Origin of the sequence: Rhodovulum euryhalinum (assembly GCF_004342445.1) — a bacterium.
GTDB classification, from domain to species: Bacteria; Pseudomonadota; Alphaproteobacteria; order Rhodobacterales; family Rhodobacteraceae; genus Rhodovulum; species Rhodovulum euryhalinum.
The window spans coordinates 26,533-41,869 of record NZ_SLWW01000011.1 but is presented as its reverse complement, the minus strand read 5'-3'; the positions used below and the strand labels follow the sequence as shown (position 1 = coordinate 41,869).

Below are 15,337 nucleotides of genomic sequence, written 5' to 3'. Positions count from 1 at the left end.
AGGAGAACCGCATGAGCTGGAAGACCGCGTTCCGATCCTTCTATTACGAGACCGCCGAAGAGCCCGAGGATATCGTGCTGCCGCCGGCCGAGACGGCGCTCTTGGTGATCGACATCCAGAACACCTATCTCGAGCCGAAGGATACGCCCGAGGAAAACACCCGCTGGCAGCCTTTCTTCGACCGGATGCGCGAGGTGGTGATCCCCAATACCCGCCGCTTGCAGGACTGGGCCCGCGAGAACGGGATCGAGGTGATCCACGCCCGCATCGCCTGCCTGAAACAGGACGGGCGCGACCGGTCGCTCAGCCAGAAAAAGCCCGGCTTCAACTACCTCCTGCTGCCCAAGGATCGCGAGGACAGCCAGATCGTGGACGAGGTCGCGCCAAGGGCCGACGAGATCGTGGTGACCAAGACCACCGACAGCGCGCTGACCGGCACCAACCTGCGGATGATCCTGCACAACATGGGGGTCCGGCACGTGATCGTGGCGGGGATCTTCACCGACCAGTGCATTTCGTCCAGCGTGCGCAGCCTCGCCGACGAAAGCTTCAGTGTCGTGGTGGTCGAGGATTGCTGCGCAGCCGCCACGGACGAACTGCACCGCCATGAACTGGCGGTCATCAACATGATCTATTGCCACGTGGTCAGCAGCGCCGAGGTCAGGCAGTTCCTACCGAGTTGACCACCGGATCACCCCGGCCGGGTCTCCTGCGGGATTGATCGACGGGCCCCGGCCTGCCCACGGCGCCGAATGGCCGAACGACGAGTTCGCGGGCCCGCTGCCGCGGGACCGGCCCCTCTGCGGATCGCAGCGCGCCGAAACCGGGAAACGGCAGCCCAGATCAGAGGTACTTCGTCGGCACGGCCGTGGTGAACTTCAGTTCCTCCATCGAGATCGAGGAATTGATCTGGGAAAAGTCCAGCCTCTCGATCATCTTCTTGTAGACCAGATCATAGGTCGAGATATCCGGCACCACGACCTTGAGGATGTAGTCGGTCACCCCGGTCAGCCGGTAGGCCTCGACGATTTCGGGGATGTCGTCGATCAGATCACGAAAGCGGTTCAGCCACGCGGCTTCATGGCGCGGCGCGGTGATGCCGATGAACACGGTCATCCCGACATTTGCGCGGGCATGGTCGACGACGGCGACCCGCCCGCGGATCACGCCAGCCTCTTCGAGCCGCTTGATCCGGCGCCAGCAGGGCGTCGGGCTGAGACCGACGATATCGGCCAGGGCGTTGACGGCCAGTTCGGCATCGCGTTGCAGAACCTCCAGGATGTGCCGGTCGATATCGTCGAAGTCGGATGCGTCGGACGATTTCCGGTCCGCGTTCCGCGGTTTTCGGGGACCACTCATCCGGAAACGAACTCCAGCACCGCGCCGGCACAGACCGAAGGCGGCAGCGCGATTCCGTCCGCCGTCTCGACCACGGAAAGGCCATTGGCCTCCAGCCATGCCCGGGTCTGGCCCGGATCGGCGGTATGCAGCGACACTCCGGCAAAACCCTCTGCCGGTAGCGCGGCGAGGTCGAGACCGGGAAACCGCGCGGCAAGGGCGGCCTCGGTCAGACAGGTGATCGGGGCGGAGTGGGAGCCGGTCTCGACGCGGCATCCCCCCGCGATCCCGGTCACGCGCCCGGCGGCAAACAGGCGTGCCAGTTTCGTGCCGTTGGCATCGGGATCGGCCGTGCGGGCCAGAATCTCGGCCAGTCCGCAGGCGCCGTTCGGATGGGTCAGCAACTCGGGCAGCCAGACGGTTTCGCGCGTCTTGTGCTGACACATGAAAACGGTACCGAACGGCACCTCGGTCGTCGCGAAAGCCAGGGTGGCAAAGGCCGCGGGCGCTGTTCCGCCGCGGGGCAGCGGGACCGGGCGCTCGAAATGGCCCACCGTTTCGGTGCCGATCCCCAGCGCATCCAGCGCGGCCCTGGCGGCGTCGGCATCGGCGATCCGGCAGGCCACCGCCTGCAGCCCCTCCCCGTCACGGGCAAGCGCGGCACGCCGGGCAGCATTGCCCTCGGTCGGGGCCACGACGCCCAGCAGTTCCATGTAGTCACGGGGGAACATGATCGTGTAGTTCGCCGTGCCCTTGGCCGCGCTGTGCAGCCCCCTGGGTGACAGGGTGAAACCGAGACGCCGGTAGGCGTCGGCGGCACGGTCGAGATCCTCGACCAGAAGGAAGACGTGATCGACGCCCTTGACGGGATGTTCCATGGCTTCTCCTCAGGGCTGCGGGGGTGTCCGGATGACCGGGGCCACGGTGATCTCGTGCACGGCCACATTGGGGTTCATCCGCGCGACATGCAGCGCGAGGCCGGCCACATCCTCGGGCTGGATGACCTGCGCGGCGCGGGCCGGGTCGAAACCCGGCCGCTTGTTCAGAAGCGGGGTCGCCACCTCGCCGGGGCAAAGCGCGGTCGAGCGGATGCCGTTCGGCCCTTCTTGCGCGTTGAGGCTGGCGCTGAGATCGGTCAGCGCGTGTTTCGAGGCGCCGTAGGGCACACCCGCCGCGTCGGCATGGAAGCGCCCGGCCCACGAAGAGGTATGGATCATCACGCCCGATTTCTGGCGCCGCATCGGCCCCAGCGCCGCCGCGATGACGTTCAGCGCGCCAGTCAGGTTGGTCGCGATCACCCGGTCCCAGCTGTCCCAGTCAAGCTGATCCCAGCGCCTGAGCGGTACGTTCAGCCCGGCATTGTTGCACAACACGTCGACCCGCCCAGCCCAGTGGACGATGTCCTCGCCCATGGCAAGGATCCGCGCGCGGTCGGTGACATCGGCCGGAAAGATCCGCACCCGGCCCTCATCCCCGCCGATCTCGTCGCACAGCGCGGCGAGGCGGTCCACCGATCGCCCGGTCAGCGCGACGCGATACCCTGCGCCGGCGAAGGTTCGTGCCATTGCCGCACCGATTCCCGATCCGGCCCCGGTGATCCAGACACATTCCCGCATGTTTCGTTGTCCAAGCCGCAAGTGAGATGGAGAATTTTCGCGTATTTCGGATCATTCATAGAATGAACTTTCAGACCTTGCCTCTCAAGCGAAAAATCCTGTTGACCTCAGGGCCTGCTTGCAGCTTCCATGGAGGGGATGCGCGCGGCTGCCTGCACGGGGCAGAGGGCGGCGAAAAGCAGAACAACAAGAACGGGGAGTGCGACATGATCCAGACCAGCAGATCGGCGCGCGGATGGCTTCTGGCCGGAGCCGCGCTTTCGGCCCTTGCGGGCCCCGCGGCCGCCCAGGAGCCCAAACGTGGCGGCACCATCATCGTCCATATGCCGTCCGAACAGCGGATCCTGAATCCTGCGCTCCGGGCCTCGACCGGGGTTTACAACATCACCGGCAAGATCATGGAGCCGCTGATCGACAAGACCTATGACGGGCCGGTGGGCGTGCTGGCGACCGAGTGGTCCTCGACCGAGGACGGGCTGAAGATTACCGTCAAGCTGCGCGAGGGCGTGAACTGGCACGACGGCAAGCCGTTCACCTGCGACGACGTCGCATTTTCCGCGATGGAGCTGTGGAAGCCGCTGCTCAACTACTCGTCGACGCTTCAGCAGTACCTCGAGTCGGTCGACTGCACGGACGACCACACTGCCGTGTTCAACTATTCGCAGCCGATGCCGCTGGACCTGTTCGTCGCGGCGATGCCCGACCTCGGCCACCCGGTGCCCAGGCACCTGTACGAGGGCACCGACATCATGAAAAGCGAGTACAACACCGCGCCGGTGGGCACGGGGCCGTTCAGGTTCGTCGAGTACGAACGCGGCCAGTACGTGATCGCCGAGCGCAACGACGACTACTGGCGCGGCGCGGAATATCCGTATCTGGATCGCATCGTCTGGCGCTTCATTCCCGACAAGTCGGCCGCAGCCGCTGCGATCGAGGCGGGCGAGATCCACGAGTCGGGCTTCAACGGCATATCCATGGCCGACCTTCAGCGCCTGTCCGAAATGGGCGGGTTCGATGTCGGCACCCAAGGCTACGAGAACAACGTCGCGCACTCGACCGTCGAGTTCAACCATCGCAACCCGATCCTCGCGGACCTCAAGGTGCGCCAGGCAATCTATCACGGGCTCGACATCGACTATGCGATCCAGACGATCATGCGCGGCTATGCCAAGCCGGGCCGCGGACCGATCCCGTCCGCGGGGGGCGCGAACTATACCGACGACGTTCCGACCTATGCCTACGACCCGGAACTGGCCAAACGGATGCTGGACGAGGCGGGCTATCCCGCGGGTGCGGACGGCATCCGGTTCAAGCTGCGGCACCGGCCCGCGCCCTGGGGTGAATACACCCAGTTCTGGGCCGAGTACTTTTCGCAGGCGATGAAGGAGATCGGCATCGACGTCGAAATCCTGACGAACGATGCGCCGGGCTTCCTGAACGGGGTCTATCGCGACCACGATTTCGACACCGCCAACGGCTGGCACCAGTTCCGGTCCGACCCCGCGGTCTCGACCATGGTCTGGCTGCGCTCGGGCTCGCCCGAGGGCACGCCGTGGTCGAACCAGTTCGGCTGGCAGTCGGACGAGATGGACCAGATGATCGACGCAGCGCAGGCCGAACTGGACCCCGCAAAACGGGCCGAGCGCTATCACGAGATCCAGGCCAAGGCGATGGCCGAGATCCCGGTGATCTTCGCCATCGAGCATCCCTTCATCTCGGTCACCACGACCAAGCTGAAGAACCACCACAACACGCCACGGTGGAACTCGTCCAGCTGGTACGACCTCTGGCTCGACGAGTGATCCCCTGACCCTCCGGCACCGGGCGCGCCTCCGCGCCCGGTGCCAAGCCCCCGGAACCGCGCGATGCATCTTTCCCAGGTCCTGTCCTACGCCCTGCGGCGGCTTCTTCAGGCCGTGCCGGTGGTGCTGCTCATCATGGTGGGCACCTTCCTTCTGCTGAAAATGGCCCCCGGCGACACGGTCGATGCGCTGGTGGGCGACATGGGGGGCGCGGACGCCGCCTATATCGAGAAGCTGCGCGCCGAATACGGGCTGGACCAGCCTGTTTGGGTGCAGCTCTGGCGGTACATGGCCAAGATCGTCCAGTTCGATTTCGGGTGGTCCTTCGTCTACGAGAAACCCGTCGCGACGATCCTGTGGGAACGGCTCGGGACCACGCTGCTGCTGATGGGATCCTCGCTGTCGCTGGCGTTCACGATCGGTGTTGTGCTCGGTGCGGTCGCGGCGCGGCGGGCCTATTCGCTGACCGACAACATGATCTCGACGCTCGGGCTGGTCTTCTACGCCACGCCCAGCTTCTTCCTGTCGCTGATGATGATCCTGCTGTTCTCGGTCAAGCTGGGCTGGCTGCCGGTGGGCGGGGTCAAGACCATCGCGGCCTTCCATACCGGCTGGGCCCATGTCTGGGACGTGGCGCTGCACCTGATCATGCCGACCGCGGCGCTGTCGCTGATCTACCTGTCCTTCTACCTGCGGCTGATGCGCGCCAGCGTGCTCGAGGTCGTGGAACTGGATTTCGTGCGCACCGCGCGGGCCAAGGGCGCAGGCGAGGCGCGGCTGATGGTCCACCACATCATGCGCAACGCGCTGCTGCCAGTGGTCACGCTGCTCGGACTGCAATTCTCGACCGTTCTGGGCGGCTCGGTCGTGGTCGAGACGATCTTCGCGCTGCCGGGCCTGGGCCAGCTGGCCTACCAGTCGGTGATCCAGCGCGACATGAACATGCTGATGGGCATCATCTTCCTCTGCGCCATCATCGTCGTGATCGTGAACTTCCTGACCGACCTGCTTTATGCCCGCCTCGATTCAAGGATCGCCCTGCGATGACGGCCGCGACAACCGATCTGCCCCGCGCCGAGGCACCGCGCGCCGTGACGCTTTGGCGTCGCTTCGCCCGGAACCGGGCGGCGCTGCTGGGCCTGTTCCTGTTCGGTCTCGTGGTGCTAATGGCGCTGACCGCCGGGCTGGTCGAGCCGGTCGATCCGCTGCGCCGCGCGGGCGATCCGTTGACCCGGCCCTTCACCGACTGGGCGGTGCCGCTGGGGACCGACCAACTGGGCCGTGACATCCTGGCAGGGTTGTTCCATGGCGCGCGGATCTCGCTGCTGGTTGGGGTGCTCGCCACGCTGCTGTCGATCGGGATCGGGGTGCTGGTGGGGGCGCTGTCGGGCTTTTTCGGCGGCTGGGTCGACGACGTCCTGATGCGCGTGACCGAGGCGTTCCAGACCATTCCGAACTTCGTGCTGCTTCTGTCGCTGGTGGCAATCCTAGGATCATCCATCGAGTACATCACGCTGGCCATCGCCATCGTGTCCTGGACCGCGCCCGCACGCATGGTGCGGGCCGAGTTCATGTCGCTGAGGCACCGGGAATTCGTGGACGCGGCGCGCAATCTCGGCGTATCGAACGCATCGCTGATCTTCCGCGAGATCCTGCCCAACGCCCTGCCGCCGGTGATCGTCTACGCCTCGGTCATCATGGCGCTGTCGATCCTGCTGGAAAGCGCGCTGGCATTTCTCGGACTGGGCGATCCGAACTTTGCCAGTTGGGGCAACATGATCGGGCAAGGCCGCTCGGTGCTGCGCACGGACTGGTACTGCGCGGCCATCCCGGGGATCGCGATCCTGCTGACGGTCCTGTCCTTTTCGCTGCTGGGCGAGGGGCTGAACGACGCCCTGAACCCGAGGCAGAAGAAGACATGACCGGCCCCGTCCTCGATATCCGCGGCCTCAGGATCGCCTTGCCGAAAGGGGCGGATCGGCCCTTTGCCCTTGCCGGCCTGGACCTGAGCGTGAACGCCGGGGAGATCGTGTGTCTTGTCGGCGAAAGCGGCTCGGGCAAGTCGCTGACCGCGGGCGCCATCATGCGGCTGTTGCCGGAACCCCACGTCCATGTTGCGGGGGGGGCGATCCTGTTCGAGGGGCGGGATCTTCTGGCACTGCCGGAACGCGAGATGAAGGCGATCCGCGGCGACCGCATCGCACAGATCTTTCAAGAGCCGATGACCGCGCTGAACCCGCAAAAGACGGTCGGCTGGCAGATCGACGAGGTGTTGCGCCTGCACACGCGCATGGACCGCAAGGCACGCCGCGCCCGGGTGCTGGAAATGCTTGACCTCGTGCATATTCCCGATCCGACCTCGGTCCATGGGGCCTATCCGCACCAGATCTCGGGCGGGCAGCGGCAGCGGGTGATGATCGCGATGTCGCTGTGCCTGTCGCCGCGGCTGGTGATCGCGGACGAACCGACCACGGCGCTGGACGTGACCACGCAGTTGCAAATCCTCAAGCTGATCCGCGAATTGCAGCAAAAGGAGGACGCGGGCATCCTGTTCATCACCCACGATTTCGGGGTGGTGGCCGAGATCGCCGACCGGGTGGTCGTTCTCAGCCAGGGCGAGATGGTCGAACACGGGCCCGCGGCCGAGGTCCTGAACGCGCCGCAGCATCCCTATACACGCGCGCTGATCACGGCGATCCCCGCGCTGATCCCGCCCAAGCCGCGGAATTTCCAGGGCGCGCCTGTCGTGCTGAGGGCGCAGGGCCTGACCAAGACCTTCGCGCCGCGCGGCGGGCTCCTAGGCGGCAAGCGGCGCACGGTCAAGGCGGTGGACAATCTGTCGTTCGACCTGCACCGCGGCGAGACACTGGGCGTCGTCGGCGAAAGCGGCTCGGGCAAGACCACCGTGTCGCGCATCGTCACGCGCCTCCTCGAGGCCGATACCGGCGCGGTCGAGGTGAACGGCAAGGACCTGCTGGCCTGTTCACCGCGCGAGTTGCGCGAGATGCGGCGCCACATCCAGATGGTGTTCCAGGATCCGATGGCATCCCTGAACCCGCGCAAGCGGGTTCAGGACATCATCGCCCAGGGGCCCATCGTGCACGGGACCGACCCGGCCACGGCAAGGGCAAGGGCGCGCGATCTGCTGGAACTGGTGGAACTTTCGCCTGCCGCGGCCACGCGCTTTCCCCACGAATTCTCGGGCGGCCAGCGCCAGCGAATCGGCATCGCCCGGGCGCTGGCCATGGAGCCCAAGGTGATCGTCGCCGACGAACCCGTCTCGGCGCTGGACGTTTCGGTACAGGCGCAGGTGCTGAAGCTCTTGGCCGACCTGCGCGACCGGCTGCACCTGTCGCTGCTTTTCGTCACCCATGACCTGCGCGTGGCGGCCCAGCTTTGTGACCGGGTGATCGTCATGCAGAAGGGCGAGATCGTGGAAAGCGGCGTCACCGCCGATCTCTTCGCCGATCCGCGCCACCCCTATACCCAACAGCTTCTGGCGTCGATCCCGGGGCGCGGATGGACCCCGCCGGACCTGAAGACAGACGCCGCCTGAAGGAAAACCGATGTCGCTGCAATTCGAGGATATCCGCCGCGCCCTGATCGGGGAAGGCACGTCCATTCCGGGCCCGTTCGGGCCGCGCGCCCTGATCTATGCGGATTACGTGGCCTCGGGTCGCGCGCTGGGCTTCATCGAGGATGCGATCCGGCACCATGTCCTGCCCTATTACGGCAACACCCATACCGAGACCTCCTTTACCGGGCGCCGCACGACCGAACTGCGCGAGCTTGCCCGCCACGCCGTGCGCGAGGGGATGGGGGTCGACGATGGCCACGCGGTGATCTTCTGCGGCGCCGGGACGACGGCCGCCGCCGACAAGCTGGTGCGGGCCTTGCAGATGGGCACGCCGGCCGGGCGGCTCGGGCCCGGGGCGGTGGTGTTCGTCGGCCCCTACGAACACCACTCCAACGACCTGCCCTGGCGGGAAAGCGGGGCAACGCTGGTGCGCATCCCGCTGGACGAGGCCGGGGGGCTTTGCCTTGCCACGCTCGCCCGCGAGATCGCGGCGCACCGGGGAAGACCGCTGTTGCTGGGGGCGTTCTCGGCGGCCTCGAACGTCACCGGCATCCGCACCGACATCCGCGCCGTGGCGCGGCTGATGCACGCGGCGGGCGGCTGGTGCGTGATCGATTTCGCCGCCGCCGCGCCCTATGTCGCGATCCGTCTGGCCGAAAGCGCACCCGGCGCGGGCGACAGGGTCGATGCCGCGCTGCTGTCGCCGCACAAGTTTCCCGGCGGGCCTGGCGCCTCGGGCGTGCTGATCGCAGACCGGACCCTGCTGGCGACCGAGCGGCCGACGGTCGTGGGGGGCGGGACCGTCTCCTTCGTCACGGCCGAGGACCAGTGCTATCTCGACGGGATCGAGGCCCGCGAAGAGGCGGGCACCCCCGCCATCATAGAGAATATCCGCGCGGGGATGGTGCTGGCGCTGAAATCCGAGCTGGGCGCCGAGGCGATCGAGGCGCGCGAGGCGCAACTGGCCGCCCGGCTGGACGCGGCGCTGGCCACCGAACCGGGGGTCGAACTGCTGGGGCCCCGGAATAGGCCGCGGCTGGGCATCTTCTCGTTCAACATCCGGGCGGGCGCGCGGCATCTGCACCACGGCTTCGTCGTGGCGGCCCTGAACGACCTGTTCGGCATCCAGGCCCGCGGCGGCTGTTCCTGCGCGGGGCCCTACGGGCACAGTCTGCTGGGGATCACGGCCGCGCAGAGCGCCCGGTTCGCCGGCGCCGTGGCGCGCGGAAAGACCGCGCTGCGCCCGGGCTGGGTGCGGCTGGGCGTGAACTATTTCTTCTCGGACGAGGACGTGAACCGGCTGGCCCGCGCGATCACCTTCATCGCGCGCAATGGTCTTGCGCTGTTGCCGCTTTACCGGCTTGACGTGGAAAGGGGAATCTGGCGGGCCGGGGGAACGGTGCCGACCGATGCGCCCAGCCGGCTGTCCGACCTCTGGCACAACCCGCCAGCCGAAGAGACCGCCCCCGATTTCGAGACCTGCCTCGCCGAAGCCGCCCGCCTGGCCCAGGCTGGCCGCGCCCGCGCCGCCCCGGCGACGCCGTTCGATCCCGCGGACGAGGCGCTGCGCTGGTTCTGGTTGCCGCACGAGGCAAAGACCGCACTCGCCCAAGAGGAGACCATTGCATGACCGCGCCCGTCCGCTTTCCCCCGTCGATCTGGGCCGAGACCGCGCCCGGGCGCGTGCCCGCCGCGGCGCTGACCGGTATCATCGAAACCGACACGGCGGTGATCGGTGGCGGCTTTACCGGGCTTTCCGCCGCGCTGCACCTGGCGCGGGAGGGCAAGGATGTCGTCGTGCTGGAGGGGCAGGCCGTGGGTTGGGGCGCCTCGGGGCGCAACAACGGACAGGTGATCCCGACGCTGACCGCCGCCGAGCCCGACGCCTGGGTCGCCCGCCATGGCGAGACCGGGCGCCGCTTTGCCGAACTGATCGGCGGCAGCGCAAGCCTCCTGTTCGACATCGTCCGGCGCGAGGGGCTGGCGGCCGAGGCAGAACAGACGGGCTGGTTCCAGCCCGCCCACTCGCCGGGCCGCATCCGGCTGTCACAAGCGCGTGTCGAGGCATGGACCCGGTTCGGCCTTGAAGTCGAGTTCAAGGACGCGGCCCAGACCGCCGACCTGTTGGGCACCGATTTCTGGCACGGCGGGATGCTCGCGCCCTCTGGCGGGCATATCAATCCGCTGGCGCTGGCCCGCGAGCTGGCGGGCGCCGCCGAGCGCCATGGCGGGCGCATCTTCGAGCAAAGCCCCGCGACATGGGTCGAGCGCGAGGGCGCGGAATGGGTGGTGACGACACCGGGCGGCACCGTCCGCGCCCGCGCCCTGATCCTGGCCACGAACGCCTATACCGGGCAGTTGTCGAAGACCCTGGCGCCAAGGCTCGCGAAAAGCTTCATCCCCGTCCATTCCTGGCAGATGGCGACCGAACCGGTGGGCGCGAACCTGCGCCGCAAGATCCTGCCCGGGCGGCAGGCGGTCTCGGACACCCGCGGCGATCTGCGCTTCTTCCGCTACGACGCGCGCAACCGGCTGATCACGGGGGCCGCGATCATCGCGGGCGTGAACGACGCCGAACGCGCCCGCGCCAAGGCCGCGCGCAACCTGGCCGAGGCCTTTCCCGATCTTGGCGTGCCGAAGATGACCCATGTCTGGTCGGGCTATCTGTCGATGAACTGGGACCGCTTCCCGCGCGTCCACCGGCTGGGCCCCGATGGCTGGGCCTGGGTCGGCTGCAACGGCCGCGGCGTGGCACTGGGCACGGCGCTCGGCCGCGAGATGGCACGCGCCGTGGCGGGCGAGGATCCCCGCGGTCTGGCCCTGCCGGTGACAGAGCCGCAGGTCTTCCCCTATCACACCGTCCTGACCCGCACCGCGCCGGCCTATCTGGCCTGGCTGCGCCGCAAGGACATGACCGAACCCGATCTCTGAAAAGGATCCGCGATGAAAGACCTGCCCATCCTGGAACGCCGTCGCATCGAGGCGATGATCCTCAAGCACGTGTTCGATGTGATCTGCGAACGCACGAACCGTGCCGAGGCCGAGGCCGTGATCGGCGAGACCTGTTCGCGCTCGGCCATCGAGCAGGGCCGCGCACTGGCCGCCGACCTGGATCATCCCCCCACGCTGGAGGATTTCGCCGCGATCCTGCCGAACTGGACCCGCGAGGACGCGCTGGAGATTGAACCGCTTGAAATGTCGGCGGACAGGATGGCGTTCAACGTCACCCGCTGTCGCTATGCCGAGATGTATCGCGAGATGGGGCTGGGCGGGATCGGGCACCTTCTGTCCTGCAACCGCGATGGCGATTTCTGCATCGGCTACAACCCCGACATCGAGATGACCCGCACCCAGACGATCATGCAGGGCGCCAGCCATTGCGATTTCCGCTACCGGATGAAGGGGGACTAGGCGATGGCAGTCGAGAACTGGGTGGCGAAAGAGATCGATGCCCTGGTGGCGTTCCGCCATGACCTGCACCGCCATCCCGAACTGCTGTACGACGTGCACCGCACGGCGGCGAAAGTGGCCGAGGCGCTTCGTGCGGCCGGCGTGGACGAGGTGCACGAGGGTATCGGCCGCACGGGCGTCGTGGGTGTGATCCGGGGGCAGACGAACCTGTCGCGGCGCACCATCGGGTTGCGCGCGGATATGGATGCGCTGCCGATCGCCGAGGAAACCGGGGCCGCGTGGACCTCGACCGTTCCCGGAAAGATGCATGCCTGCGGGCATGACGGGCATACCACCATGCTTCTGGGCGCGGCGCGGCATCTGGCCGAAAGCAGGGCCTTCGACGGGACGGTCGTGGTGATCTTCCAGCCCGCCGAAGAGGGCGGCGCGGGCGCGCGGGCGATGATCGAGGATGGGCTCTTCACCCGCTGGCCGTGCGACGAGGTCTACGGGATGCACAACCGGCCGGGGCTCGAGGTCGGCCGCTTCGCCATCGCGCCCGGCGCGATCATGGGCTCGGTCGACGAGGTCCGGATCACGATCTCGGGGCGCGGCGGCCATGCCGGGCGGCCGCATGCGACGCTGGACCCGCTGCCGGTGGCGGCGGCCGTGATACAGTCGGTGCAGACGCTCTGTTCCCGCACCATAGACCCGATCGACAGCGCGACCGTGTCGCTGTGCACGATCCACGCGGGCGATGCGTTCAACGTGATCCCGCGCGACGTGACGATCACCGGCACCGTCCGCACCCTGCGCGAAGAGGTGCGCGACCACATCGAGGCGCGGCTGACGCAGATGGTCGAGGGCATCGCGGCGGGATGCGGCGCGGTGGGCCGGGTCGACTACATCCGCCACTACCCGGTGACGGTGAACCACGCCGCCGAGACGGAAAAGGCCGCGGCGGCGGCGCGCGCGGTAGCGGGCGAGGGCAATGTCACCACCGACATGCCGCCGACGCTGGGCGGCGAGGATTTCTCGTTCATGCTGAACGAGGTGCCCGGCGCGCTGATCAATATCGGCAACGGACCCAGCGCGGGCCTGCATCACCCGGAATACGATTTCGATGACGAGGCCATCGGCTGGGGCTGTTCCTACTGGATATCGCTGGTGCGCCAGCGCCTGCCGCTATCGGCCGCATAAGGCACAGGCACATCACCCCGTTCGCCAGTCGGCGCGGCCGACCCGTCACGTTCGCCTTGCGGATGCAGCCTGCGGACCGGGGCATTGCAAGGCCCTGCAGGCGGGGTCGCACAGGATCTGGACATCCTGAACGAACCTCCGCCGTGGCGGACGCCTGGACGTTCACTTCGGCGCAAAGGGCCCCGCCGGGCCGCCGACCGCGCCGAACGGTTTCGCGTTGCCCAGCCAGGGCTGCATGCCCGTGGAATTGCCGACAGTTTTAGTATGCGATCTTCCAGCGCCCGCCCGGGCGGGAAGGAAGAGGTGCGGCAAATGCGCGAGGGGTACGGTTTCGGCACCGATGACACGCCGTCGCCCTGCCATCGCGGCCAACGGCCTGCGCAGGGCGAGCGATGAGCGATCGCAGCGCGGCACCAATTGCGGTCGATGAACTTTGCCATCGCTAAGACGGGCGGCCGGTTCACGAGGGGCTGTCCCTTATGGTTGGACAGGGGCGCATCCTGGGGCTTCTGGGCAAGAACGGGGTGGGCAAGACCACGCTCATCAAGATATTGATGGGCTTTCTTTCGCCAACCGCCGGAACATGCCGGGTGCTGGGCGAACCCTCTCATGCGCTCTCGTCCGCGGCCAAGAGGCGGATCGGGCTGGTGTTCGAGGGGCACCTTGCCTACGATTTCCTGTCAATCGCCTAGACCGAACGCTTCTTCGCCGCCTGGTATCCGCGCTGGCGGCGCGACGTGTTCCACGACCGCGTCGGGCGTCTGGGGCTGCCGTCCGGCCACCGCATCCGCCACATTTCCGAAGGACAGCGCAGCCAGGTGGGGCTGGATGCGGGCTATCGGCGGCTGTTTCTTGACTATCTCGTCCATTACGCGCGCGAGGAGGGCAAGACGGTGCTGGTGACCAGCCATGTCGTGCAGGACATGGAGCGGCTGGTCGATGACGTGATCCTGCTGCGCCGGGGCACACCCGCACACCAGACCGCGCTGCCTGACTTCATGGCAGACTCTTGCGCCTATCACCTGCCCGCCACGTCCGCCCCCGGCCCGCTGCCTGTGCCCGCCGCGCCGATCCATGCGCTGGAGCGCGAGGCGGATGGCGCGTTGTCGATCTTTGTCTTCGCCGCGCCCGAACCGGTGTCGGCGGCGCTGCCGGCGCGGGGAATCGACCCGGCGGGGCTGACCGAACGGCCGATGACACTGGAAGACGCCTTCGTCGGCAACGGCTGTCGATGCACCTGCCGATCGGCCTTGCGCCGCTGGTTCTGGCGCATCTGGGGATCGGCCTCGGCCTGGTGGTGGCGTTCCTCGGCTTTCAGATGGGGCTTTTTGGCGCTGAGCGTAGGCGCCTTCTTCCCCGTCGAGTTCGTGACCAGCGCGCTGTCTACGGCCGCGCCCTGGGTGCTGGGGGGCATCGTGGGCTATCTCGGCGCGGCGCTGGTGCTGCTGGAATCCGATTTCCGCTATCGCGCGGTAAACCTTGCGGTCGCGGGCGGGTCGGCGGGACTGTGCCACCGGACCGCCGACGCAATGGTGTTCCTGAACGTCGACACGCTGACGCCAGACCCCGACCTGACGGCCCGTTTCACCGCGGCGCTGAGGGCGCAGGGCTTCGTCTTTCCGGCGCGCCTGGTGGCAGGCAAGCAGACGATCCTGAAACCCTGGGACGCGGGGGCCTTATCGCCGATTCCACCGGCGCGGTGTTCCATGTGCTGCGGGTCGGCGGCGCGCAGCACGTGGCGCGCACGCCGATCCCGCCGGATCTCGACATCCGCCACATCAAGGTGGCCGAAACCGCACGGCACGCGGAACTGGGACTGGTGCTGACGCGCGATGGCCGGCTGTTCCTGCTGACGATGCCGGGCTACCGGCTGTTCGTCGATCCGGTCGGTGCCACCGCCACCTTCGCGGACGGCGGAGCGATCCACGGCGTTGCGATGACCCGCGATTTCGTTCCCGTTGCCCGCCATTCCCGCGCGGTGCGCGGTGCCGAGGACAGCACGGCCGCCCGGATCAGCCGCGCGCTCTTTCCCCTGCGACTGTCCCTTGCCGGGGGCCAGGGCGGCTATCTCGGCTGGCAGATCGCCTGGGGCGGGTGGGCCGCGCTGGCCTGATCCCTGCTGTCGGCCCTTGCCACGCTGGGCCGCCGTGGGGGTGGCGCGTGGCATGATGCCCTGCCGGTCCTTGGACTGATCGCACTGACAGGACCCGCGGGACTGGCGGCGGCACTGGCCGTCCCCGGCCGGTCATCGCGCGCGCCGGGTCACTGACCGCCGCATCGCCCGGCCGCTTTCCCCAGCGAAACATGTCGCCCCCCTGGCCCGCAGGGGCCGTCGGGACCCGGCATGTCGCATCGCGTCCATGGCAGGGCCTGACACGGGTCGCAACCGCCGCCAGCCGGAGGGCAACGATCCG

The 15,337-nt window shown here is 67.8% G+C and carries 14 protein-coding genes and 1 pseudogene; 12 read left to right on the top strand and 3 right to left on the bottom strand.

The features are described 5' to 3' along the window. The first annotated feature begins 11 nt into the window (after positions 1-11). Positions 12-683: a cysteine hydrolase family protein gene (locus tag EV655_RS13540; protein ID WP_132545737.1), complete on the top strand. Its 672-nt coding sequence runs from the start codon at positions 12-14 to the stop codon at positions 681-683. A 160-nt stretch (positions 684-843) separates the two neighbouring features. Here EV655_RS13540 and EV655_RS13535 read toward each other — a convergent pair whose 3' ends face one another. The 3 genes from EV655_RS13535 to EV655_RS13525 are packed head-to-tail and all read right to left on the bottom strand — an operon-like array spanning position 844 to position 2,954. Beyond that, positions 844-1,359, bottom strand: coding sequence for an Lrp/AsnC family transcriptional regulator (locus EV655_RS13535; protein ID WP_132545735.1), 516 nt, complete (start codon positions 1,357-1,359; stop codon positions 844-846). After that, complete coding sequence (locus EV655_RS13530; RefSeq protein WP_132545733.1) at positions 1,356-2,216, bottom strand: VOC family protein; 861 nt, start codon at positions 2,214-2,216, stop codon at positions 1,356-1,358. Before EV655_RS13530 ends, EV655_RS13535 begins: the two co-directional genes overlap by 4 nt. Before the next feature lie 9 nt (positions 2,217-2,225). After that, the gene (locus tag EV655_RS13525) at positions 2,226-2,954 is read right to left on the bottom strand and encodes an SDR family oxidoreductase (RefSeq protein ID WP_132545731.1); all 729 of its coding nucleotides are present in this window, start codon (positions 2,952-2,954) and stop codon (positions 2,226-2,228) included. A 206-nt stretch (positions 2,955-3,160) separates the two neighbouring features. Between EV655_RS13525 and EV655_RS13520 the strand changes: the two genes are divergently transcribed. From EV655_RS13520 to EV655_RS18715, 11 genes and pseudogenes are all read left to right on the top strand, one after another. Next, a complete protein-coding gene (locus EV655_RS13520; protein WP_132545729.1) occupies positions 3,161-4,756 on the top strand; it encodes an ABC transporter substrate-binding protein in 1,596 nt (531 codons plus the stop codon). Positions 4,757-4,819: 63 nt separating this feature from the next. Further along, positions 4,820-5,803: an ABC transporter permease gene (locus EV655_RS13515; protein ID WP_132545727.1), complete on the top strand. Its 984-nt coding sequence runs from the start codon at positions 4,820-4,822 to the stop codon at positions 5,801-5,803. Beyond that, positions 5,800-6,678: an ABC transporter permease gene (locus tag EV655_RS13510; protein ID WP_132545725.1), complete on the top strand. Its 879-nt coding sequence runs from the start codon at positions 5,800-5,802 to the stop codon at positions 6,676-6,678. Before EV655_RS13515 ends, EV655_RS13510 begins: the two co-directional genes overlap by 4 nt. Next, the gene (locus tag EV655_RS13505; RefSeq protein ID WP_132545723.1) at positions 6,675-8,312 is read left to right on the top strand and encodes an ABC transporter ATP-binding protein; all 1,638 of its coding nucleotides are present in this window, start codon (positions 6,675-6,677) and stop codon (positions 8,310-8,312) included. The genes EV655_RS13510 and EV655_RS13505 overlap by 4 nt, the downstream gene beginning before the upstream one ends. 10 nt (positions 8,313-8,322) lie before the next feature. Continuing rightward, entirely contained in the window at positions 8,323-9,963 is a 1,641-nt protein-coding gene (locus EV655_RS13500; protein ID WP_132545721.1) for an aminotransferase class V-fold PLP-dependent enzyme, read from the top strand. Next, positions 9,960-11,264, top strand: a complete 1,305-nt coding sequence (locus EV655_RS13495) for an NAD(P)/FAD-dependent oxidoreductase (RefSeq protein WP_207901969.1) — start codon at positions 9,960-9,962, stop codon at positions 11,262-11,264. The genes EV655_RS13500 and EV655_RS13495 overlap by 4 nt, the downstream gene beginning before the upstream one ends. 12 nt (positions 11,265-11,276) lie before the next feature. Beyond that, positions 11,277-11,744, top strand: a complete 468-nt coding sequence (locus EV655_RS18810; RefSeq protein ID WP_207901967.1) for an L-2-amino-thiazoline-4-carboxylic acid hydrolase — start codon at positions 11,277-11,279, stop codon at positions 11,742-11,744. 3 nt (positions 11,745-11,747) lie between these two features. Next, positions 11,748-12,923 carry a M20 aminoacylase family protein gene (locus EV655_RS13490; protein ID WP_132545719.1) on the top strand — a complete coding sequence of 392 codons (1,176 nt, stop codon included), beginning with the start codon at positions 11,748-11,750 and terminating at the stop codon, positions 12,921-12,923. 479 nt (positions 12,924-13,402) lie between these two features. Further along, complete coding sequence (locus EV655_RS18805; protein ID WP_207901965.1) at positions 13,403-13,615, top strand: ATP-binding cassette domain-containing protein; 213 nt, start codon at positions 13,403-13,405, stop codon at positions 13,613-13,615. A gap of 231 nt (positions 13,616-13,846) precedes the next feature. Further along, positions 13,847-14,739: pseudogene (locus EV655_RS18895) on the top strand (DUF4857 domain-containing protein); the annotation flags it as partial. A 3-nt stretch (positions 14,740-14,742) separates the two neighbouring features. Continuing rightward, positions 14,743-15,036, top strand: coding sequence for a hypothetical protein (locus tag EV655_RS18715; RefSeq protein WP_243645082.1), 294 nt, complete (start codon positions 14,743-14,745; stop codon positions 15,034-15,036). Positions 15,037-15,337: the final 301 nt, after the last annotated feature.

Bases quoted from the DNA above. Each gene is read 5' to 3' on its own strand.
- EV655_RS13525 (WP_132545731.1), bottom strand. From the start codon at position 2,954: ATGCGGGAATGTGTCTGGATCACCGGGGCCGGATCGGGAATCGGTGCG.
- EV655_RS13520 (WP_132545729.1), top strand. From the start codon at position 3,161: ATGATCCAGACCAGCAGATCGGCGCGCGGATGGCTTCTGGCCGGAGCC.
- EV655_RS13530 (WP_132545733.1), bottom strand. From the start codon at position 2,216: ATGGAACATCCCGTCAAGGGCGTCGATCACGTCTTCCTTCTGGTCGAG.
- EV655_RS13500 (WP_132545721.1), top strand. From the start codon at position 8,323: ATGTCGCTGCAATTCGAGGATATCCGCCGCGCCCTGATCGGGGAAGGC.
- EV655_RS13505 (WP_132545723.1), top strand. From the start codon at position 6,675: ATGACCGGCCCCGTCCTCGATATCCGCGGCCTCAGGATCGCCTTGCCG.
- EV655_RS18805 (WP_207901965.1), top strand. From the start codon at position 13,403: ATGGTTGGACAGGGGCGCATCCTGGGGCTTCTGGGCAAGAACGGGGTG.
- EV655_RS18810 (WP_207901967.1), top strand. From the start codon at position 11,277: ATGAAAGACCTGCCCATCCTGGAACGCCGTCGCATCGAGGCGATGATC.
- EV655_RS13515 (WP_132545727.1), top strand. From the start codon at position 4,820: ATGCATCTTTCCCAGGTCCTGTCCTACGCCCTGCGGCGGCTTCTTCAG.
- EV655_RS13490 (WP_132545719.1), top strand. From the start codon at position 11,748: ATGGCAGTCGAGAACTGGGTGGCGAAAGAGATCGATGCCCTGGTGGCG.
- EV655_RS13495 (WP_207901969.1), top strand. From the start codon at position 9,960: ATGACCGCGCCCGTCCGCTTTCCCCCGTCGATCTGGGCCGAGACCGCG.
- EV655_RS13535 (WP_132545735.1), bottom strand. From the start codon at position 1,359: ATGAGTGGTCCCCGAAAACCGCGGAACGCGGACCGGAAATCGTCCGAC.
- EV655_RS13510 (WP_132545725.1), top strand. From the start codon at position 5,800: ATGACGGCCGCGACAACCGATCTGCCCCGCGCCGAGGCACCGCGCGCC.
- EV655_RS13540 (WP_132545737.1), top strand. From the start codon at position 12: ATGAGCTGGAAGACCGCGTTCCGATCCTTCTATTACGAGACCGCCGAA.